This is a genomic window from Streptomyces finlayi, assembly GCF_014216315.1.
GTDB lineage: Bacteria > Actinomycetota > Actinomycetes > Streptomycetales > Streptomycetaceae > Streptomyces > Streptomyces finlayi_A.
This window is the reverse complement of the sequence record NZ_CP045702.1, coordinates 3,009,287-3,028,705: the sequence shown is the minus strand read 5'-3', so window position 1 is coordinate 3,028,705 and position 19,419 is coordinate 3,009,287. Positions and strand designations below refer to the sequence as shown.

The window sequence follows — 19,419 nt, the reverse complement described above, 5'->3', positions numbered from 1 at the left end:
CGCGGCAAAACCGGTTGGGCCAGGGCTTCGCGGGCCGTGACAATGCTGGGTATGGGACATCTTGAAGCAGGGCACCTGGAGTACTACCTACCGGACGGGCGGGTGCTGCTCGGCGATGCTTCGTTCCGGGTCGCGGACGGCGCCGTCGTCGCTCTCGTCGGGGCGAACGGCGCGGGCAAGACGACGCTGCTGCGGCTGCTGGCCGGTGAGATCCAGCCGCACGGCGGTTCGGTGTCGGTGAGTGGCGGGCTCGGGGTGATGGCCCAGTTCGTGGGGTCGGTGCGGGACGAGCGGACCGTACGGGACCTGCTGGTGTCCGTGGCCCAGCCGAGGATCAGGGACGCGGCCGCGGCCGTCGACGCCGCCGAGCGGCTGATCCTCACCGTCGACGACGAGGCCGCGCAGATGGCGTACGCGCAGGCGCTCAGTGACTGGGCGGAGGTGCGGGGGTACGAGGCCGAGACCCTGTGGGACATGTGCACGATGGCGGCGCTCGGCGTCCCGTACGAGAAGGCGCAGTGGCGTGAGCTGCGGACGCTCAGTGGGGGTGAGCAGAAGCGGCTGGTCCTGGAGGCGCTCCTCCGGGGGCCCGACGAGGTGCTCCTGCTGGACGAGCCGGACAACTATCTGGACGTGCCGGGCAAGCGGTGGCTGGAGGGGAAGCTGAAGGAGACCCGTAAGACGGTCCTGTTCGTCTCCCACGACCGGGAGCTGCTGTCCCGGGCCGCGGAGAAGATCGTGAGCGTGGAGCCCAGCCCCGCCGGGTCGGACGTCTGGGTGCACGGTGGCGGGTTCGCGACCTACCACGCGGCGCGCAAGGAGCGGTTCGCCCGCTTCGAGGAGCTGCTGCGGCGCTGGGAGGAGGAGCACGCCCGGCTGAAGGCGCTGGTCCTGCGGATGAGGCAGCAGGCGGCGAACAGCCCGGACATGGCGAACCGCTACCACGCGATGCAGACGCGCTTCAAGAAGTTCGAGGAGGCGGGCCCGCCGCCGGAGCCGCCGCGCGAGCAGGACATCAGGATGCGGCTGCGGGGTGGGCGGACCGGGGTGCGGGCGGTGACCTGCAAGAACCTGGAGCTGACCGGTCTGATGAAGCCGTTCGACCTGGAGATCTTCTACGGGGAGCGGGTAGCCGTCCTGGGATCTAACGGGTCGGGGAAGTCGCACTTCCTGCGGCTGCTGGCCGGCGATGCGTCGGTGGCGCACACGGGGGAGTGGAAGCTCGGGGCGCGGGTCGTGCCGGGGCACTTCGCGCAGACGCACGCGCATCCTGAGCTGCTGGGACACACGCTGGTCGAGATCCTCTGGACCGAGCACGCCAAGGACCGGGGCGGGGCGATGTCCGTGCTGCGGCGGTACGAGATGGAGCGGCAGGGGGACCAGCCGTTCGAGAAGCTGTCGGGCGGGCAGCAGGCGCGGTTCCAGATCCTGCTGCTGGAGCTGGCGGGGACGACGGCTCTGCTGCTGGACGAGCCGACGGACAACCTGGACCTGGAGTCGGCCGAGGCGCTGCAGGACGGGCTGGAGATGTACGACGGCACGGTGATGGCGGTCACGCACGACCGGTGGTTCGCGAAGTCCTTCGACCGGTATCTGGTCTTCGGGTCGGACGGGGTGGTGCGGGAGTCCGCGGAGCCGGTCTGGGACGAGCGGCGGGTCGAGCGGAAGCGGTAGGGCCGGCGCGTTTTGACCGGCCCGGGGCGGGGCGGGTAGTCTCGGGGACTGTTATACGTATTGGCTTCGTCGTTCTCACGCGAAGGGCCTTACGTAGGTTCCCTGGAGCAGTTACCAGTGGCTCGCATACGGGCAGCGTCCCCGGCATTGTGTGCCCCAGCTGCATGTCGCTTCAGAGGTGCCATGTGTCTGGACCCCATCCACTGAAGAAGCGAAGGCTACGAAGTGCGTACGTACAGCCCCAAGCCCGGCGATGTCACTCGCCAGTGGCACATCATTGACGCCGAGGACATCGTCCTGGGCCGTCTGGCCACCACGGCCGCGATTCTCCTTCGCGGCAAGCACAAGGCGATCTACGCCCCCCACATGGACATGGGCGACTTCGTCATCATCATCAACGCCGAGAAGGTTCACCTCTCCGGCAACAAGAAGACCCAGAAGATGGCGTACCGCCACTCCGGTTTCCCGGGCGGTCTTCGTTCCGTGCGTTACGACGAGCTGCTCTCCAAGAACCCGGAGAAGGCTGTCGAGAAGGCCATCAAGGGCATGATCCCCAAGAACACCCTGGGTCGTCAGATGCTCTCGAAGCTCAAGGTCTACGCGGGTGACCAGCACCCGCACGGCGCGCAGCAGCCGGTCCCGTTCGAGATCACCCAGGTCGCGCAGTAGTTCCGGCCTCCCCCCAAGACGTACAGAAAGATCTGAGGAGAATCGTGGCCGAGACCACTGTTGAGACGACCACCGACGACACGGCGGGCACCGAGGGCGAAGAGGTTTTCGCCGAGGTGACCACGTTCGAGTCCGAGGTTCCCGTCGAGGGCGAGTACACCTCCGAGTCGCTGGCAGGCCGCTTCGGCGACCCGCAGCCCGCGGCCGGACTGGGCCGTCGCAAGAACGCCATCGCCCGCGTCCGGATCGTTCCGGGCACCGGCAAGTGGAAGATCAACGGTCGCACCCTTGAGGACTACTTCCCCAACAAGGTGCACCAGCAGGAAGTCAACGAGCCCTTCAAGGTGCTCGAGCTCGACGGCCGCTACGACGTCATCGCCCGCATCTCGGGTGGCGGCGTCTCCGGTCAGGCCGGTGCCCTGCGCCTCGGCGTGGCCCGCTCGCTGAACGAGGCGGACGTGGACAACAACCGCGCCACGCTGAAGAAGGCCGGCTTCCTCTGCCGTGACGACCGTGCGGTCGAGCGCAAGAAGGCCGGTCTCAAGAAGGCCCGTAAGGCCCCGCAGTACAGCAAGCGCTAAACCGCCTGCTCGTCAGCGTTACCCGTTCGCCCCGGCGGCACACTTCGTGCCGCTGGGGCGTTCGTTTATCGGCCCTCGCGGGCGTATAACGGCATGAGACGTTCATAGGGTCCGAGGGCCGGGCCCTGTCGCGCGGAGTTCGCGGCAGCATGCCCTGGCGGCCCGCCCCTGTTTTCGTATTTCGGGTTCGTGGTTTGTGGTTTCGGAGCAATCTCGGAGGACATCAGTGGGACGACTCTTCGGCACGGACGGCGTGCGCGGCGTCGCCAACGCGGATCTGACGGCCGAGCTCGCGCTCGGTCTGTCGGTCGCGGCGGCGCATGTGCTTGCCGAGGCGGGGACCTTCCAGGGGCATCGGCCGACGGCCGTCGTGGGCCGTGACCCGCGCGCGTCCGGAGAGTTCCTGGAGGCAGCCGTCGTGGCGGGCCTCGCCAGCGCGGGCGTGGACGTCCTGCGGGTGGGCGTGCTGCCCACCCCCGCCGTGGCGTACCTCACGGGCGTGCTCGGCGCCGACATCGGTGTGATGCTCTCCGCCAGTCACAACGCGATGCCGGACAACGGTGTCAAGTTCTTCGCCCGTGGCGGCCACAAGCTCGCCGACGAGCTGGAGGACCGGATCGAGGCGGTCTACGAGCAGCACCGCACCGGTGAGCCGTGGGCGCGCCCGACGGGTGCCGGAGTGGGCCGGGTCAGTGACTACGCCGAGGGCTTCGACCGGTACGTCGCCCACCTCATCGCCGTTCTCCCCAACCGGCTCGACGGGCTGAAGGTCGTCCTCGACGAGGCGCACGGTGCCGCTGCCTGGGTCTCGCCCGAGGCGTTCGCACGGGCCGGTGCCGAGGTCGTCACCATCGGTGCCGAGCCGGACGGTCTGAACATCAACGACGGCTGCGGCTCCACCCACCTGGGCCTGCTGCGCGCCGCGGTTGTCGAGCACGGGGCCGATCTCGGCATCGCGCACGACGGTGACGCCGACCGCTGCCTGGCCGTGGACGCGGCGGGCGAGGAGATCGACGGCGACCAGATCCTGGCCGTGCTCGCCCTCGCCATGCGGGACGCCGGACAGCTCCGCAAGGAGACCGTCGTCGCCACCGTCATGTCTAACCTCGGCTTCAAGATGGCGATGGAGCGGGAGGGCATCGCGCTCGTCCAGACCGCCGTCGGGGACCGTTACGTCCTGGAGTCGATGAAGGCCGAAGGCTTCGCGCTGGGCGGGGAGCAGTCCGGCCACGTCATCGTCCTGGACCACGCCACGACCGGCGACGGCACGCTGACCGGGCTGATGCTGGCGGCCCGGGTCGCCGCCACCGGCCGTACGCTCGCCGAACTGGCCGGGGTCATGCGGCGCCTCCCGCAGGTGCTCATCAATGTCCCGGACGTCGACAAGTCCCGGGTGAGCACCTCGTCCGAGCTGGCCACCGCCGTCGCGGAGGCGGAGCGTGAGCTGGGTGCCACCGGCCGCGTACTGCTGCGTAAGTCGGGCACCGAGCCGCTCGTGCGCGTCATGGTCGAGGCCGCGGACATCGAGCAGGCGCGCGCCGTGGCCGGTCGGCTGGCCGACGCGGTGAAGTCCGCCCTGGGGTGACCTGCCGTCACATGCTGCCGGACGGCGCCGGTTTCGGGGCCGCCCGGCGGCGGCGGGCGGCCCACAGACCCTTCTGCACCAGGAGGGTCAGGGTGCCCGCGAGCACGATGCCGCCGAGGTTCGCCAGCAGCTGGCCGGCGGAGCCCGACATCTGGCCGTAGTCCTTGTAGCTGAACGCCACCGCAGCGTTGGCCGCCGCCGGGACCGTCGTCACCGAGATCGCCACGCCGATCAGTGCCCCGGACTTCGCCGAGGTCAGCGAGAGCGTCCCGGCGATACCCGCGAGGAACGCCACGACGAACGACATCCAGTCCGGCTGCCAGATGAACGCCGTGTTGGGCCGCTCGCCCTCGATCATCGAGCGGGTGAACAGGTCGAAGGCGTCCATCACCCAGGCGAAGCCCGCGGTCATGACCATCGCCACCGCGAAGCCGCCGATCAGGGCCCACGCGGAGCGCAACGCCATGCGCGGGACGCGCTTCACCAGCGCCGTGCAGATGCCGGCCAGCGGGCCGAACTCCGGGCCGACCGCCATGGCGCCCACGATCAGGATCGCGTTGTCGAGCATGACACCGCAGGCGGCGAGCATCGTGGCGACGCTGAGGAACGCCAGGTACGTGACGCTGAGCGTCGACTCCTCGTGGGTGGCATCCGACAGCTCTTCCCACAGCACCGCGTCGGCGCCGTCACCCGGCGCGTCCTCCTCCGCCTGATCGGCGTGCGCGGAGAGCGTCAGGTCCACGTCCCCGACGGTGATCGAACCGGACTTGTCGATGCCCAGAGCGCGCAGCGCGCCGATCAGTTCGTCCCCCGCCTCGCGTGCCACATCGCAGAGCACGACGTCACCGGCCGGGCTGCGGGCCGCGCCGGTCAGCACGGCGAGGTGAGTGCAGCCGACGGTGTCCTCCAGGAGACGCACCACCTCGTCCGAGCGGTCGGCGGGGACGATCAGGCGCAGGTGCAGCACGGCCGGGCTCCCGGAGAGGTCAGAGTTTGCGCAGCGACAGGCGCTGGACCTTGTGGTCCGGCCCCTTGCGCAGCACCAGAGTGGCACGGCCCCGGGTGGGCGCGACATTCTCCAGCAGATTGGGCTTGTTGATGGTCCGCCACATCGTGCGGGCGTAGTCCATGGCCTCCTCCTCGGAGACCTGGGTGTACTTGCGGAAGTACGAGAACGGGTTCTGGAACGCCGTCTCGCGGAGCTCGCGGAAGCGGTTGAGGTACCACGTCTCGATGTCCTCGGCCCGGGCGTCGACGTACACGCTGAAGTCGAAGTAGTCGGCGAGCCCGACCCTGGTCCGGCCGTCCTTGCCGGGCATCGCCGGCTGGAGCACGTTCAGCCCCTCGACGATCAGGATGTCCGGGCGGCGGACGGTCAGCCGCTCGTCCGGCACGATGTCGTAGATCAGGTGCGAGTAGACGGGTGCGGTGACCTCGTCCTTGCCGGCCTTGATGTCGGCGACGAAACGGGTCAGGGCCCTGCGGTCGTACGACTCGGGGAAGCCCTTGCGCGACATCAGGCCGCGCGTCTGGAGCTCCTTCATCGGCAGCAGGAAGCCGTCCGTCGTGACCAGCTCGACTCTTGGGTGTTCGGGCCAGCGGGCCAGCAGCGCCTGGAGGATGCGGGCGCTGGTGGACTTGCCGACGGCGACACTGCCCGCGACCCCTATGACGAACGGGGTGCCGCGCTGCGCCCCGTGGCCGTTGCCCGCGTCGCCCAGGAAGGTGTTGAGGGCGCCGCGCAGACCCGAGGTGGCCTGGACGTAGAGGTTGAGGAGCCGGGAGAGCGGCAGATAGACGTCGCGGACCTCGTCGAGGTCGATGACGTCGCCGAGACCCCGCAGCTGCTCCACCTCGTCGGCGGTGAGCGGGAGCGGAGTCTTGTCGCGCAGGGCGCTCCACTCGGCCCGTGACAGGTCGACGTAGGGCGTCTGCGCGTGCTCGGTGCGACGGGGGGTGCTCCGTGCCGGCGAAGTGATCACGGGTTCATTGTCGCGGGAGTTCTCGCTCCGTGGGGGGTGGGCTCGGTCACGTGGGCTCCCGCGCAGGGCGGGAAGGTGCGCGCCCCCGCTCCCGGTGCGGTCGGAGGCGGGGCGCGTGGGCCTGCGCGTACGGGATCAGATGCTGGGGGCGTACGTGACGAAGTCCGTCCACACGGCGGGCGCGAAGCCGAGTCGGGGGCCGGGGAGGTCCTTGGAGTCGCGGACGTGCACCGTGCCGGGGGCGGACGCCACCTCGACGCACTCGTTGCTGTTGCTGCTGTCGCTGTAACTGCTCTTGAACCACTCCAGCCGGGAAGCGTCTCCGGCAGAGGTCTGGCTGATCATGTCTCTCCCCGCACTTGCTCGATGAAGGCCAGCGACTCCCGAGGCGTGAGAGCCTGAGCCCGGATGATGCCACACCGCAGCTCAATGATCCGGAGGTGCTTCGGGTCGGAGACCGGACGACTGCCGAAGTCGCCCTCGGAGCGTCCGACCGCCGAGCCGTCCCGGAACTTCAGCACCTGCATCTCTCCGCCCATCCCGGCGTGATCGTCCCGGCCCGTCGGCATCACCTGGATCTCAACGTTCCGCAACTGCCCCACTTCCAAAAGGCGTTCGAGCTGCCGGCGCAACACCATTCTGCCCCCAAGGTGGCGTCGCAGCGTCACCTCTTCCTGGACAAAGCTGAGCTCCGGGGCAGGCGAGCGGTCAAAGATGGACTGCCGCGCCACACGAGCAGCCACCAGCCTCTCCACCTCATCCGCCGAGAAGGCGGGTCGACGCATCCCGAACAGCGCCCGCGCATACTCCTCCGTCTGCAACAGCCCGTGGAGGTTGTGGCTCCCGTACGCCAGAAGTTCGACCGACTGCGCCTCCAGCTTCGCCAGCTCCCGAATCTTTTTCGGGTAGCGGACCTCCGCCACGTCCTTCTTCATCGCGGACAGCTTCCCGCCCGCGCCCACGACGTCGTCCGCTCTGTCCAGGAACTCCGGGCGGGGGATGCGCCGGCCGCCCTCCACCTTGTAGACGAGGTCCTCGCCGTAGCCGATGGCCGCCCCGAACTCGGCCGCCCGCAGGCCCGCCGCCTCGCGCCAGGCCTTGATCTGGCGGCCCACCGCCGCGACCACCGCCACCCCCGACTCGTCGTCGGGATCGACGTCCCAACCGGGCTCGTCCGCACCGCCGTCGCCCTGCTCCGTACCGTCGCCGTCCACGCTCATACGTGCCCCCCTCCCTGACCCACGTGCCGTACGTCCTCAACCGCCTCTGTTCCCCGCACGTCACGCCGGACAGCCGGGACAGCACCGGACAAGCCCGGGACAATCGCCGTACGCAGGGGCTCGTTGCTGCGGAATCACCGGATCGTGACTGCCGCGACGATTCCGCCGCTGTAAAGGATTCGGCGCGCTGCGGACAGCAGGAGGCGACGGTTTCGGCGTCGATCGCGTCGTAGCCCTCCCACGCCCACCCTTCCCGTAACCCTGGGCAGCCGCACCCCCCGGCCGTATGGTGCCGCTATGTGCGGAATCGTGGGTTATGTCGGTGGGCAGTCGGCGCAGGACGTCGTGGTCGCGGGTCTCAAGCGCCTTGAGTACCGGGGGTACGACTCGGCGGGAGTGGCCCTCCTCTCGGACGGCGGGCTCGCCGCCGCGAAGAGGGCGGGGAAGCTGGTGAATCTGGAGAAGGAGCTGATGGAGCGGCCGTTGCCGGCCGGGAACGTCGGTATCGGGCACACCCGGTGGGCCACCCACGGGGGGCCGACCGATGCCAATGCCCACCCCCACCTGGACAACGCGGGCCGCGTCGCGGTCGTGCACAACGGGATCATCGAGAACTTCGCCGCGCTGCGGGGCGAACTGGCCGAGCGCGGCCACGACCTGGCGTCCGAGACCGACACCGAGGTGGTGGCCCATCTGCTGGCCGAGGGCTACTCGGGCGGTGCCGGCCTGGCGGAGGCCATGCGGCAGGTGTGCCGGCGGCTCGAAGGCGCCTTCACGCTCGTGGCCGTACACGCCGACGAGCCGGACACGGTGGTCGGCGCCCGGCGGAACTCGCCGCTCGTGGTGGGGATCGGGCAGGGCGAGACCTTCCTCGCCTCCGACGTCGCCGCGTTCATCGCGCACACCCGGGACGCGGTCGAGCTGGGCCAGGACCAGGTCGTGGAGCTGACGAGGGACGGGGTGAGCGTCACCGACTTCGCGGGGCGGCCCGCCGAGACCCGGGCCTACCACGTGGACTGGGACGCCTCCGCTGCCGAGAAGGGCGGCTACGCCTCCTTCATGCTCAAGGAGATCGCCGACCAGCCGAAGGCCGTCGCGGACACGCTCCTCGGGCGGGTCGGCGGGGAGGAGGGTGCGCTGCGGCTCGACGAGGTGCGGATCGCGCCCAGCGTGCTCCGCGAGGTCGACAAGGTCGTCGTCATCGCCTGCGGGACCGCGTACCACGCCGGCATGATCGCCAAGTACGCGATCGAGCACTGGACCCGGCTGCCCTGCGAGACGGAGCTGGCCAGCGAGTTCCGCTACCGCGACCCGATCCTGGACCAGCGGACGCTCGTCATCGCCATCTCGCAGTCCGGCGAGACCATGGACACCCTGATGGCGCTGCGGCACGCCCGTGAGCAGGGGGCGAAGGTGCTCGCCATCTGCAACACGAACGGGTCGACCATCCCCAGGGAATCCGACGCGGTCCTCTACACGCACGCGGGTCCGGAGGTCGCGGTCGCCTCGACGAAGGCGTTCCTTACGCAACTCGTCGCCTGCTACCTCGTCGCCCTGTACCTCGGGCAGGTGCGCGGGACCACGTGGGCGGACGAGATCCGGACGGTCGTACGGCAGCTGTCCGAGATGGCCGGGGCCGTCGAACGGGTGCTGGAGACCATGGAGCCCGTGCGGGAACTGGCACGCTCGCTCGTGGACAAGGACACCGTGCTGTTCCTCGGACGGCACGTCGGCTATCCGGTGGCCCTGGAAGGCGCGCTGAAGCTCAAGGAGCTCGCGTACATGCACGCGGAGGGGTTCGCCGCGGGTGAGCTCAAGCACGGGCCCATCGCGCTGATCGAGGACGGTCTGCCGGTCGTCGTGGTCGTGCCGTCACCCCGTGGGCGCTCGGTGCTGCACGACAAGATGGTGTCGAACATCCAGGAGATCCGGGCCCGCGGGGCGCGCACCATCGTGATCGCCGAGGAGGGTGACGAGGCGGTCGTCCCGTACGCCGACCATCTGATCCGGATCCCCGCTACGCCTACGCTGCTTCAGCCACTGGTCGCCACCGTGCCGTTGCAGGTCTTCGCCTGCGAACTGGCGACGGCCCGCGGCAACGAGGTGGACCAGCCGCGCAACCTGGCGAAGTCGGTGACAGTCGAGTGAGTGAGTGAGTGAGTACGTGATCATTGGGGTCGGGATCGATGTGGCCGAGATCGAGCGCTTCGGCGCCGCGCTGGAGCGTACGCCCCAGATGGCCGAACGGCTCTTCCTGGAAAGCGAGTTGACGCTGCCCAGCGGCGAGCGGCGCGGGATCGCCTCGCTCGCCGCCAGGTTCGCCGCCAAGGAGGCCGTCGCCAAGGCGCTCGGCGCGCCCGGCAATCTCCACTGGGCGGACGCAGAGGTGTACGTCGAGGAGAGCGGGCAGCCCCGGCTGCGGGTCCGGGGCACGGTCGCCGCGCGCGCGGCCGAGCTCGGGGTGCGGCACTGGCACGTCTCCCTCAGTCACGACGCGGGGGTGGCGTCGGCCGTGGTGATCGCGGAGGGTTGACCGTATGCGAACCGCTTACAGCGTGGAGACCGTACGGGCCGCCGAAGCGGCACTGATGGCGCGGCTGCCGGAGGGCGCCCTGATGCGGCGGGCCGCCGCGGGGCTCGCGGTGGCCTGCGGCGATCTGCTGCGGCGCAACGGCAGGGTCTACGGGTCCCGGGTCCTCCTGCTCGTCGGCAGCGGCGACAACGGCGGCGACGCGCTGTACGCCGGGGCACGGCTGGCGAAGCGCGGAGCGGGTGTACGGGCGCTGCTGACCGCGCCGGACAAGGCGCACCCCGGCGGGCTGGCGGCGCTGCGCGCGGCCGGTGGCCAGGTGCTCGACGGTGCGGACGGGCTGGGCGTGGTCGACCTCGTCGTGGACGGCATCACCGGGATCGGCGGCCGTGGCGGGCTGCGCCCGGAGGCGGCGGCCCTGGTGGCGGCCGTCACCGCGCACGGGCACGGGGCGCCCGTCCTCGCCGTGGATCTGCCGAGCGGGGTGGAGGCGGACACCGGACAGGTCAACGGCCCGGCGGTGCGGGCCGACGCGACGGTCACCTTCGGTACGTACAAGCCGGGGCTGCTCATCGACCCGGCCGCCGGACGGGCGGGCGCGCTGCGGCTCGTCGACATCGGACTGGGCCCCGACCTGCCGGAGCCGCCGGACCTGGAAGCGCTCCAGTACGCGGACGTGGCGGCGCTGCTGCCCGTACCGGGCGCCGAGAGCGACAAGTACCGGCGCGGGGTCGTCGGTGTGGTGGCCGGGTCCGAGCGGTATCCGGGGGCGGCGGTGCTCGCGGTCGCCGGAGCGCTGCGGGGCGGCGCGGGGGCCGTGCGGTACGTGGGTCCCGGCGCCGGTGCGGTGATCGCCCGCTACCCGGAGACGCTGGTGCACGCGGGGCCGCCCGCCAGGGCGGGGCGGGTCCAGGCGTGGGTCGTCGGGCCCGGGCTCGGGGACGGGTCCGGGGCGGCCGAGGCGATCGCCGGTGTCCTGGCCGCCGACGTGCCGGTGCTGGTGGACGCGGACGGGCTGCGGCAGCTGGACGCCGAAGCCGTACGGTTGCGCTCGGCGCCCACCGTGCTGACCCCGCACGCCGGGGAGGCCGCTGCGCTGCTCGGCGTGGCGCGCGAGGAGGTCGAGGAGGGCCGGCTCGCCGCCGTGCGGGAACTGGCCGCCCGTTTCCGCTGCACGGTTCTGCTCAAGGGGTCGACGACCCTGGTCGCCGAGGCCCGGGACACGCCCGTACGGGTCAACCCGACCGGCACCTCCTGGCTGGCCACGGCGGGCAGCGGCGACGTGCTCTCCGGTCTGGCCGGCTCGCTGCTGGCCGCGGGCCTCGCCCCGCGCGACGCGGCTTCGGTGGGCGCCTATCTGCACGGGCTGGCGGCGCGCCGGGCATCGGCCGGGGCGCCGGTGTCCGCGCAGGACGTCGCGGACGCCATCCCGGCGGCCTGGCGTGATGTGCGGGACGGCTGAGCCTGCACCACGCTGGGAGCGAGGTGGCGCGGGGGCGGCGGAAGGAGACGGCCGTGGGCAAGCGTTCCGTACGCGTACGACGGGTGTACGAGCCGCTGGAGGACGAGGACGAGGACGGGGTACGGGTGCTCGTCGACCGGCTCTGGCCGCGCGGGGAGAGCAAGGCGGAGGCCGCGATCGACATGTGGCTGAAGGACGTCACCCCGTCGAAGGAACTGCGCTCCTGGTACCACCAGGACCCCGGTTCCCGCTACGACGGCTTCGTCGACCGCTACCGCGCCGAGCTGACGGACCCCGCCCACACCGAGGCGGTCGGTGAGCTGGTCGCCCTGTTGCGCGAGGGCGGCCCGGTGACGCTGGTGACGGCGGTGAAGGACGTCGCGCACAGCCATGTCCCGGTGCTCGTGGACCATCTGGAGCACGAGCTGGCGGGGCGCTGACCCGGCTCCGGAACCCGAGCCGCGCGGCTCACGCGACACGTACTGGCGTACGCCTCTGAGACACTGGGCGCGATGAACGAGACAGCGACCCTGAGAGCCCGTGCAGAGATCGACCTCGCGGCACTGCGCGCCAACGTGCGCGCCCTGCGTGCGCGGGCGGCCGGTGCCCAGCTCATGGCCGTCGTGAAGTCCGACGCGTACGGACACGGTGCGGTGCCCTGTGCCAGGGCCGCGCTCGAAGCGGGTGCGACCTGGCTGGGCACCGCCACCCCGCAGGAGGCACTGGCCCTGCGGACGGCCGGGCTCGACGGCCGGGTGATGTGCTGGCTGTGGACGCCGGGCGGCCCGTGGCGCGAGGCGATCGAGGCCGACATCGACGTGTCGGTCAGCGGCATGTGGGCGCTGCGGGAGGTCGTCGAGGCGGCGGCCGGCGCCGGGATGGTGGCCCGCATCCAGCTGAAGGCCGACACCGGCCTCGGGCGCAACGGCTGCCAGCCCGCCGACTGGCCGGAACTGGTCTCGGCGGCCCGCGCCGCAGAGGAGGCCGGCACGGTCAGGATCACCGGCCTCTGGTCGCACTTCGCCTGCGCGGACGAACCCGGGCACCCGTCGATCGCGTCCCAGCTGGAGGTGTTCCGGGACCTGGTGGCGTACGCCGAGAAGGCGGGCGTCCGGCCCGAGGTCCGGCACATGGCGAACTCCCCGGCGACCCTCACGGTCCCCGAGTCCCACTTCGACCTCGTACGGACCGGGATCGCCATGTACGGCATCTCGCCCAGCCCCGAGCTGGGCACGCCGGCCGATTTCGGTCTGCGCCCGGTGATGACGCTCGCCGCTTCGGTCGCCCTGGTCAAGCAGGTGCCCGCGGGCCACGGCGTCAGCTACGGGCACCACTACACGACGCCCGCCGGGACGACCCTGGGTCTGGTGCCCGTCGGATACGCGGACGGAATCCCGCGCCACGCCTCGGGCCGGGGCCCGGTCCTCGTCGGGGGCCGGCGCCGCACGGTCGCGGGGCGGGTCGCCATGGACCAGTTCGTGGTCGACCTGGAGGGCGACGAGCCCGAGCCGGGTGCGGAGGCGGTGCTGTTCGGGCCGGGGGACCGGGGTGAGCCGAGTGCCGAGGACTGGGCGGTGGCGGCGGACACCATCGCGTACGAGATCGTCACGCGCATCGGGTCCCGGGTGCCGCGCGTCCATCTGAACCGGTAGCGGTCTCCGTCGTTCCATCGACAAAACCTTTCGACGACCGACCACTCGGTAGTGCACTGACCAGGACTTCCACGACCAGGACGAGAGCGGGGCACGGTGAGCGAGAGCAGCGCGGGGGACGTGGTGGCAACGGCGGCCGCCGCGGCCGGCTGGCGGAGGGCGGGCATCGCGGGTGCGGCGATAGGGGTGATCGCGGCGGGCGCGGCGGCCGGTGTCGCGGTCGAGCGGATGACCGTGGGCCGGGGCATGCGCAAGAAGGCCCGGCTGGCGCTGGACGCCGCGGGCCCCTACGGCGCCCTGCGGGGCGTGCCGGGGAAAGCGGTCGCGGACGACGGCACCGCGCTGCACTACGAAGTCGACGAGGTAGAGCTTGAGAGCGGTACGGGCTCCGGCCCGGCCGCCACCGGTTCGCGGCGGCGCAGACTCTTCGGCCGTAAGGCACCCACGCCCGTGACGGTCGTCTTCAGTCACGGCTACTGCCTCAGCCAGGACTCCTGGCACTTCCAGCGGGCCGCGCTGCGCGGTCTGGTGCGTACGGTCCACTGGGACCAGCGCAGCCACGGCCGGTCCGAGCGCGGAAGGGGCCCGGCCGAGGGCGTGCCCGTTTCCGTGGACCAGCTCGGCCGCGACCTGAAGGCCGTCATCGACGCGGCGGCCCCCGAGGGACCGCTCGTGCTGGTCGGGCATTCGATGGGCGGCATGACGATGATGGCGCTCGCCGACCATGATCCGGCGCTGATCCGGGACCGGGTGGCGGCGGTCGCGTTCGTCGGCACCTCCAGTGGGAAGCTCGGCGAGGTGAGCTTCGGGCTGCCGGTGGCGGGAGTCAACGCGGTGCGGCGGGTGATGCCTGGGGTGCTGAGGGCGCTCGGCTCGCAGACGGAGCTGGTGGAGCGCGGGCGGCGGGCGACCGCCGACCTCTTCGCGAGCCTCATCAAGCGGTACTCGTTCGGTTCGCGTGATGTGGACCCGGCGGTCGCGCGGTTCGCCGAGCGGCTGATCGAGGCCACCCCGATCGATGTGGTGGCCGAGTTCTATCCGGCGTTCACCGAGCACGACAAGAGCGGGGCGCTGCCCGCGTTCCTTCATGTGCCCGTGCTGATCCTGGCGGGTGCCAAGGACCTGGTGACGCCCAGCTCGCACAGCGAGGCCATCGCGGAGATCCTGCCGGGCGCGGAGCTGGTGATAGTGCCGGACGCGGGCCATCTGGTGATGCTGGAGCACCCCGACGTGGTGAACGAGCGGCTCGCGGACCTGCTGGTGCGCATCGGGGCCGTGCCGACGACGGCTCCGACCGACTAACGTTGACGCGCATGGAAGCAGTGCAGAAAAGCCCGGTGGCGGAGTCCCCCGCACCCGGCACCGTCACCCTGGCTGTGGCCGTCGAGTCACCCGAACAGATGCAGGAGCTGGGCCGCCGGATCGCCGGTGTGCTGGCCGCCGGTGACCTGGTGATGCTCACCGGCGAGCTGGGCGCAGGGAAGACGACGCTCACCCGGGGGCTCGGCGAGGGGCTCGGGGTGCGGGGAGCCGTCACGTCGCCCACCTTCGTGATCGCCCGTGTGCATCCCTCGCTGGTCGGCGGCCCCTCGCTGGTCCACGTCGACGCGTACCGCCTGGGCGGTGGGCTCGACGAGATGGAGGACCTGGACCTCGATGTCTCGCTGCCGGATTCGGTGGTGGTCGTTGAGTGGGGCGACGGCAAGGTCGAGGAACTGTCGGACGACCGGCTGCGGGTGCTGATCGACCGCGCTGTCGGTGACACGGACGACGAGCGGCGCACGGTGACGCTGCTGGGCATCGGCCCGCGCTGGGCCGGGCTGCGGGCGGATCTGGCTCCGGAGGGGTAGCGCCCATCGGGATCGCTCCCGGGGCGCCGGGCGGTTCCCGCGAGACTTTCCGACAGGCCGTCGGTAAATTGTTGCGCGCGGAGCCGTAAGCGTGTTCACATGGAGAGAGGCGTGGTTAGGTCTGCCTAACCACGCCTCCCACCGGAGCCCCAGGAGGCATCCATGCCGACGCCCGAGCGTGAAGAGCCGCAGTCGCCGCAGGCGTGGCCGTCGTCGACCGTGTCCATGAAAGACCTGCTGGCCTCGTGCGCCGCCGCGTCGGCGGTCTCCACACCCCCGCGCGACGAGCACGGAGCGGGCGACGAGCGGAACGGCCGGGGAGAAGAGACGGAACGCGAACGGCGGCCGGGACCGCCCGCGCAGCGGCGCGACGCGGCCTGAGCCCTGACCGTCCCGTACCGCTACGGAACGACGACGACCTTGACGCCCACCGTCGCGAAGGTCCACATCGCGTCGCCGTCCGACCGCTTCATCCGGACGCCGCCGGTCTTCGCCGTCGGGTCCGGACTCGCCATCGTGCCGTCCTGCGCGGCGCTGAATCCGATGGCCACGTCGTCTACGTTCGTGAAGCGCACGACGTGCTCGATCATCACGCCGTCCGAACCCATGACGCTGCCGGTGCGCGAACCCACCTGGTACACGCCGGGCAACGGGCTGACGGGACTCGGCATCACGGTGAAGGTCCGGCCCGCCCGCTCCTTGGTGTCCACCAGCCACACCCGCCGGTCCTTCAGCGCGTAGACGACCCGCATCCCGGTGCCTGAGTCCTCGGGCACCGCCAGCGGAGCCTTCGTCGGCTTCGGCTTCCGGGAGGGCATGGGCGAAGCGCTGCCGGAAGCCGTGGGCTTGACCTCCGCCACCGATTCCGGTGCGCTCGCCGATGCCTGGTAGGCGAGGAAACTGACCGCGACGATCGCCGCCGCGGTGAGCCCGGCCACGATTCCCGAGCTGCCCCTTGCCACCTGATCTCCCCTTTCGCCTGCCATCCGGCGCATGTCGTACAAGCGTTTATGTCGTACACACGTATACCGGGTGACGGTAGCAGCCGGGGCGGGGCCGACCGGGACGACGTACGGGCGCGGTGCCCCCGTCGGCGGAGCCGTAGGCTGTTTGTGTGCTCCTGCTCGCAGTGGATACCGCCACCCCCGCCGTCACCGTCGCCCTGCACGACGGCTCAGCCGTCGTCGCCGCGACGAGCCAGGTCGATGCCCGGAGGCACGGCGAACTGCTGCTGCCCGCCGTCGACCGGGTCCTGTCCGAAGCCGGTCTGGAACTCGATGCCGTCACCGGCCTGGTCGTGGGCGTCGGCCCCGGTCCGTACACCGGCCTCCGCGTCGGTCTCGTGACGGCGGCCGCCTTCGCCTCCGCGCTCTCCCTCCCCGTGTACGGCGTGTGCACCCTGGACGGTCTCGCGTACGCCGCCGGGCTCGCCGGCCTCCAGGGGCCGTTCGCCGTCGCGACGGACGCCCGCCGTAAGGAGGTCTACTGGGCGAGGTACGAGGACTTCCGTACCCGCACAGGTGACCCCGCGGTGGACCGGCCCGCCGACATCGCCGAACAGCTCGCGGGCCTGCCCGTCGTCGGGGCGGGCGCGGTGCTCTATCCGGAGGCGTTCCCCGACGCCCGGGAGCCCGAACACGTCTCGGCGGGCGCACTGGCGGCCCTCGCCGCCGAACGCCTCGCGGCAGGGCAGGAACTGCTCCCGCCGCAGCCGCTCTATCTGCGCAGGCCCGACGCCCAGGTGCCGAAGAACTACAAGGTGGTCACCCCGAAGTGACCGAAGCGATCCAGGGGGCGGGTGCGGCGACCGTGGCCGCCGTGCTGCGCGAGATGCGCTGGTGGGACATCGATCCGGTGCTGGAGCTCGAACACGAGCTGTTCCCGGAGGACGCCTGGTCGGCCGGGATGTTCTGGTCGGAGCTGGCCCACGCCCGCGGTCCCGGCGCCACCCGTCGTTATGTCGTCGCCGAGGAACCGGCCACCGGCCGGATCGTCGGATACGCGGGCCTGGCGGCCGCCGGTGACCTCGGGGACGTACAGACCATCGGCGTCACCCGCGACCACTGGGGAGGCGGCCTCGGCTTCGAACTCCTCACCGATCTGCTGAAGCACGCCACGGCCTTCGAGTGCTCCGCCGTGCTTCTGGAGGTACGGGTCGACAACACCCGCGCGCAGAAGCTGTACGAGCGCTTCGGCTTCGAGCCGATCGGTTTCCGGCGCGGCTACTACCAGCCGGGCAACATCGACGCGCTCGTCATGCGCCTCCATGTACAAGAGCACGGACAAGAACCCGGTCAAGAGCACGGACAAGAGACTGAGACTGACTGATGGCTGACGAACCGCTCGTACTCGGCATCGAGACCTCCTGCGACGAGACCGGGGTCGGCATCGTGCGCGGCACGACCCTGCTCGCGGACGCCGTCGCCTCCAGCGTCGACACGCACGCCCGGTACGGCGGTGTCGTGCCGGAGATCGCCTCCCGCGCCCATCTGGAAGCGATGGTCCCGACCATCGAGCGCGCCCTGAAGGACGCCGGGATCAGCGCCCGCGACCTCGACGGCATCGCGGTCACGGCCGGGCCCGGGCTCGCGGGCGCGCTGCTCGTCGGCGTCTCGGCGGCCAAGGCGTACGCGTACGCCCTGAACAAGCCGCTCTACGGGGTGAACCACCTCGCCTCGCACATCTGCGTCGACCAGCTGGAGCACGGCCCGCTCCCCGAGCCGACGATGGCGCTGCTGGTCAGCGGCGGTCACTCCTCGCTGCTGCTCGCGCCCGACATCACCAATGACGTACGGCCGCTGGGCGCGACGATCGACGACGCGGCGGGTGAGGCGTTCGACAAGATCGCCCGGGTGCTGAACCTCGGATTCCCCGGCGGCCCGGTCATCGACCGGCTGGCGAAGGAGGGCGACCCCAAGGCCATCGCGTTCCCGCGCGGTCTGAGCGGTTCGCGCGACCCCGCGTACGACTTCTCCTTCTCCGGGCTCAAGACGTCCGTGGCGCGCTGGATCGAGGCGAAGCGGGCGGCGGGCGAGGAGGTGCCGGTACGGGATGTGGCGGCGTCCTTCCAGGAGGCCGTCGTGGACGTGCTCACCCGTAAGGCGGTCCGGGCCTGCAAGGACGAGGGCGTCGGCCATCTGATGATCGGTGGCGGTGTCGCGGCCAACTCGCGGCTGCGGACCCTGGCCCAGGAGCGGTGCGAGCGGGCCGGTATCCGGCTGCGGGTGCCCAGACCCGGACTCTGCACGGACAACGGGGCGATGGTCGCCGCGCTGGGCGCCGAGATGGTGGCCCGCAACCGGCCTGCCTCGGACCTGGAACTGTCGGCCGACTCCTCGCTGCCGGTGACGGAGACCCACGTGCCGGGTGTCCACACCCACGGCCACGACCACGTGCACGAGATCAGCAAGGACAACCTCTACTCATGAGCACTCCGGGCGTCGCACTGATGTGGGAGGCGCGGGCCACCGAGGGCCGGGGCGCAGAGCTGCTGGAGTGGGCGCGGGCCCGGTCGGCGGAGCTGGTCCGCGAGCCCGTCCGCCGTGAGCTGCTGCGCGCCCCGCAGGACCGGGTGCTCGTCATCACCTGGTGGGAGGGCGCGTACGGCGACGAGCTGCCGGAACTCCCTGAGCCGGAAGCGGAGTTGATCGCCCGGCCGGTGCATCGCTGGCGCTTCGAATCCGTAGGCTGAAGATCCTCGGAAAGAAGGTTCGGAGAAAGACTTCTCCGGGGTGTCGATCCGGGGCGTGCCCGTTCGACGCATGAGTGTGAGGCGGGAAACAGCCCGCCCCGGCCCCGAGGAGTCACCGTGCCGCGCTACCTGACGATGGTTCGTATCGACGAGAACAACGCCCCGGCCGAGGGCCCCAGCGAAGCGCTGATGCAGCGCATGGGCGCCCTGCTCGAGGAGATGACGAAGGCCGGCGTCCTGCTGGACACGGCCGGGCTCACCCCGACCGCGCAGGGCACCAGGGTCACCTGGTCCAACGGCGAGTTCACCGTCACCGACGGGCCGTTCACCGAGACGAAGGAAGTCATCGGCGGCTACGCGATCATCCAGGCCAAGGACAAGGCCGAGATCCTGGAGTGGACCAAGCGGTTCCTCGCCGTCCACGAGGCGCACTGGACCGTGACCTCCGAGATCCGCGAGATCGCCGAAGGCTGACAGGCCTTCGCCGCACAGGGGTGGGGCGGCAGGTGCTTGCCGCCCCGGC

The 19,419-nt window shown here is 71.1% G+C and carries 21 protein-coding genes and 1 pseudogene; 17 read left to right on the top strand and 5 right to left on the bottom strand.

Going from position 1 to position 19,419, the window contains the following annotated elements:
* Positions 1-51 precede the first annotated feature (51 nt).
* The 4 genes from F0344_RS13770 to glmM all read left to right on the top strand — a co-directional run bounded on the left by F0344_RS13770 (position 52) and on the right by glmM (position 4,509).
* Positions 52-1,674 carry an ATP-binding cassette domain-containing protein gene (locus F0344_RS13770; protein WP_185299075.1) on the top strand — a complete coding sequence of 541 codons (1,623 nt, stop codon included), beginning with the start codon at positions 52-54 and terminating at the stop codon, positions 1,672-1,674.
* Between the two features lie 225 nt (positions 1,675-1,899).
* Positions 1,900-2,343, top strand: a complete 444-nt coding sequence (gene rplM / locus F0344_RS13765) for a 50S ribosomal protein L13 (RefSeq protein WP_185299074.1) — start codon at positions 1,900-1,902, stop codon at positions 2,341-2,343.
* Positions 2,344-2,387: 44 nt separating this feature from the next.
* Positions 2,388-2,924: a 30S ribosomal protein S9 gene (gene rpsI / locus F0344_RS13760; RefSeq protein WP_185299073.1), complete on the top strand. Its 537-nt coding sequence runs from the start codon at positions 2,388-2,390 to the stop codon at positions 2,922-2,924.
* 226 nt (positions 2,925-3,150) lie between these two features.
* Entirely contained in the window at positions 3,151-4,509 is a 1,359-nt protein-coding gene (gene glmM, locus F0344_RS13755; protein WP_185299072.1) for a phosphoglucosamine mutase, read from the top strand.
* A 7-nt stretch (positions 4,510-4,516) separates the two neighbouring features.
* On the opposite strand, the gene F0344_RS13750 is transcribed toward glmM, so the two are convergent.
* From F0344_RS13750 to F0344_RS13735, 4 genes are all read right to left on the bottom strand, one after another.
* Positions 4,517-5,476 (bottom strand): DUF389 domain-containing protein, encoded by a 960-nt coding sequence (locus F0344_RS13750; protein WP_185299071.1) that lies wholly within the window; start codon positions 5,474-5,476, stop codon positions 4,517-4,519.
* Between the two features lie 19 nt (positions 5,477-5,495).
* Complete coding sequence (gene coaA, locus F0344_RS13745; RefSeq protein WP_185299070.1) at positions 5,496-6,491, bottom strand: type I pantothenate kinase; 996 nt, start codon at positions 6,489-6,491, stop codon at positions 5,496-5,498.
* Positions 6,492-6,626: 135 nt separating this feature from the next.
* Positions 6,627-6,836, bottom strand: a complete 210-nt coding sequence (locus F0344_RS13740; protein WP_185299069.1) for a DUF397 domain-containing protein — start codon at positions 6,834-6,836, stop codon at positions 6,627-6,629.
* Complete coding sequence (locus F0344_RS13735; RefSeq protein WP_185299068.1) at positions 6,833-7,711, bottom strand: helix-turn-helix domain-containing protein; 879 nt, start codon at positions 7,709-7,711, stop codon at positions 6,833-6,835. Before F0344_RS13735 ends, F0344_RS13740 begins: the two co-directional genes overlap by 4 nt.
* A 297-nt stretch (positions 7,712-8,008) precedes the next feature.
* Here F0344_RS13735 and glmS point away from each other — a divergent pair, with 297 nt between their 5' ends.
* The 8 genes and pseudogenes from glmS to F0344_RS13695 all read left to right on the top strand — a co-directional run bounded on the left by glmS (position 8,009) and on the right by F0344_RS13695 (position 15,586).
* The gene (glmS, locus tag F0344_RS13730; protein ID WP_185299067.1) at positions 8,009-9,859 is read left to right on the top strand and encodes a glutamine--fructose-6-phosphate transaminase (isomerizing); all 1,851 of its coding nucleotides are present in this window, start codon (positions 8,009-8,011) and stop codon (positions 9,857-9,859) included.
* A gap of 16 nt (positions 9,860-9,875) precedes the next feature.
* Positions 9,876-10,244 (top strand): holo-ACP synthase, encoded by a 369-nt coding sequence (locus tag F0344_RS13725; protein ID WP_185302675.1) that lies wholly within the window; start codon positions 9,876-9,878, stop codon positions 10,242-10,244.
* A gap of 4 nt (positions 10,245-10,248) precedes the next feature.
* Positions 10,249-11,703, top strand: a complete 1,455-nt coding sequence (locus F0344_RS13720; protein WP_185299066.1) for an NAD(P)H-hydrate dehydratase — start codon at positions 10,249-10,251, stop codon at positions 11,701-11,703.
* Between the two features lie 53 nt (positions 11,704-11,756).
* Entirely contained in the window at positions 11,757-12,143 is a 387-nt protein-coding gene (locus tag F0344_RS13715; protein ID WP_185299065.1) for a DUF488 domain-containing protein, read from the top strand.
* Between the two features lie 72 nt (positions 12,144-12,215).
* Positions 12,216-13,355, top strand: coding sequence for an alanine racemase (gene alr / locus F0344_RS13710; protein WP_185299064.1), 1,140 nt, complete (start codon positions 12,216-12,218; stop codon positions 13,353-13,355).
* A 96-nt stretch (positions 13,356-13,451) separates the two neighbouring features.
* Positions 13,452-14,694 (top strand): annotated as a pseudogene (locus tag F0344_RS13705) (alpha/beta fold hydrolase); the annotation flags it as partial.
* Positions 14,669-15,205 carry a tRNA (adenosine(37)-N6)-threonylcarbamoyltransferase complex ATPase subunit type 1 TsaE gene (tsaE, locus tag F0344_RS13700; protein WP_185299062.1) on the top strand — a complete coding sequence of 179 codons (537 nt, stop codon included), beginning with the start codon at positions 14,669-14,671 and terminating at the stop codon, positions 15,203-15,205. The pseudogene F0344_RS13705 and the gene tsaE, both read left to right, overlap by 26 nt.
* 162 nt (positions 15,206-15,367) lie before the next feature.
* Positions 15,368-15,586: a hypothetical protein gene (locus tag F0344_RS13695; protein ID WP_185303033.1), complete on the top strand. Its 219-nt coding sequence runs from the start codon at positions 15,368-15,370 to the stop codon at positions 15,584-15,586.
* Between the two features lie 20 nt (positions 15,587-15,606).
* On the opposite strand, the gene F0344_RS13690 is transcribed toward F0344_RS13695, so the two are convergent.
* Entirely contained in the window at positions 15,607-16,191 is a 585-nt protein-coding gene (locus tag F0344_RS13690; RefSeq protein ID WP_185302674.1) for a hypothetical protein, read from the bottom strand.
* A 128-nt stretch (positions 16,192-16,319) separates the two neighbouring features.
* Between F0344_RS13690 and tsaB the strand changes: the two genes are divergently transcribed.
* The 5 genes from tsaB (at position 16,320) to F0344_RS13665 (ending at position 19,370) form a co-directional block, all read left to right on the top strand.
* Positions 16,320-16,982 carry a tRNA (adenosine(37)-N6)-threonylcarbamoyltransferase complex dimerization subunit type 1 TsaB gene (tsaB, locus tag F0344_RS13685; RefSeq protein WP_258049938.1) on the top strand — a complete coding sequence of 221 codons (663 nt, stop codon included), beginning with the start codon at positions 16,320-16,322 and terminating at the stop codon, positions 16,980-16,982.
* Positions 16,983-17,035: 53 nt separating this feature from the next.
* Positions 17,036-17,533: a ribosomal protein S18-alanine N-acetyltransferase gene (gene rimI / locus F0344_RS13680; protein ID WP_185302672.1), complete on the top strand. Its 498-nt coding sequence runs from the start codon at positions 17,036-17,038 to the stop codon at positions 17,531-17,533.
* On the top strand, positions 17,533-18,633 hold the full coding sequence (gene tsaD / locus F0344_RS13675; protein WP_185299061.1) for a tRNA (adenosine(37)-N6)-threonylcarbamoyltransferase complex transferase subunit TsaD: 1,101 nt from the start codon (positions 17,533-17,535) through the stop codon (positions 18,631-18,633). Before rimI ends, tsaD begins: the two co-directional genes overlap by 1 nt.
* Entirely contained in the window at positions 18,630-18,896 is a 267-nt protein-coding gene (locus F0344_RS13670) for a hypothetical protein (protein WP_185299060.1), read from the top strand. Before tsaD ends, F0344_RS13670 begins: the two co-directional genes overlap by 4 nt.
* 117 nt (positions 18,897-19,013) lie before the next feature.
* On the top strand, positions 19,014-19,370 hold the full coding sequence (locus tag F0344_RS13665; protein ID WP_185299059.1) for a YciI family protein: 357 nt from the start codon (positions 19,014-19,016) through the stop codon (positions 19,368-19,370).
* The last annotated feature ends 49 nt before the right edge of the window (positions 19,371-19,419 follow it).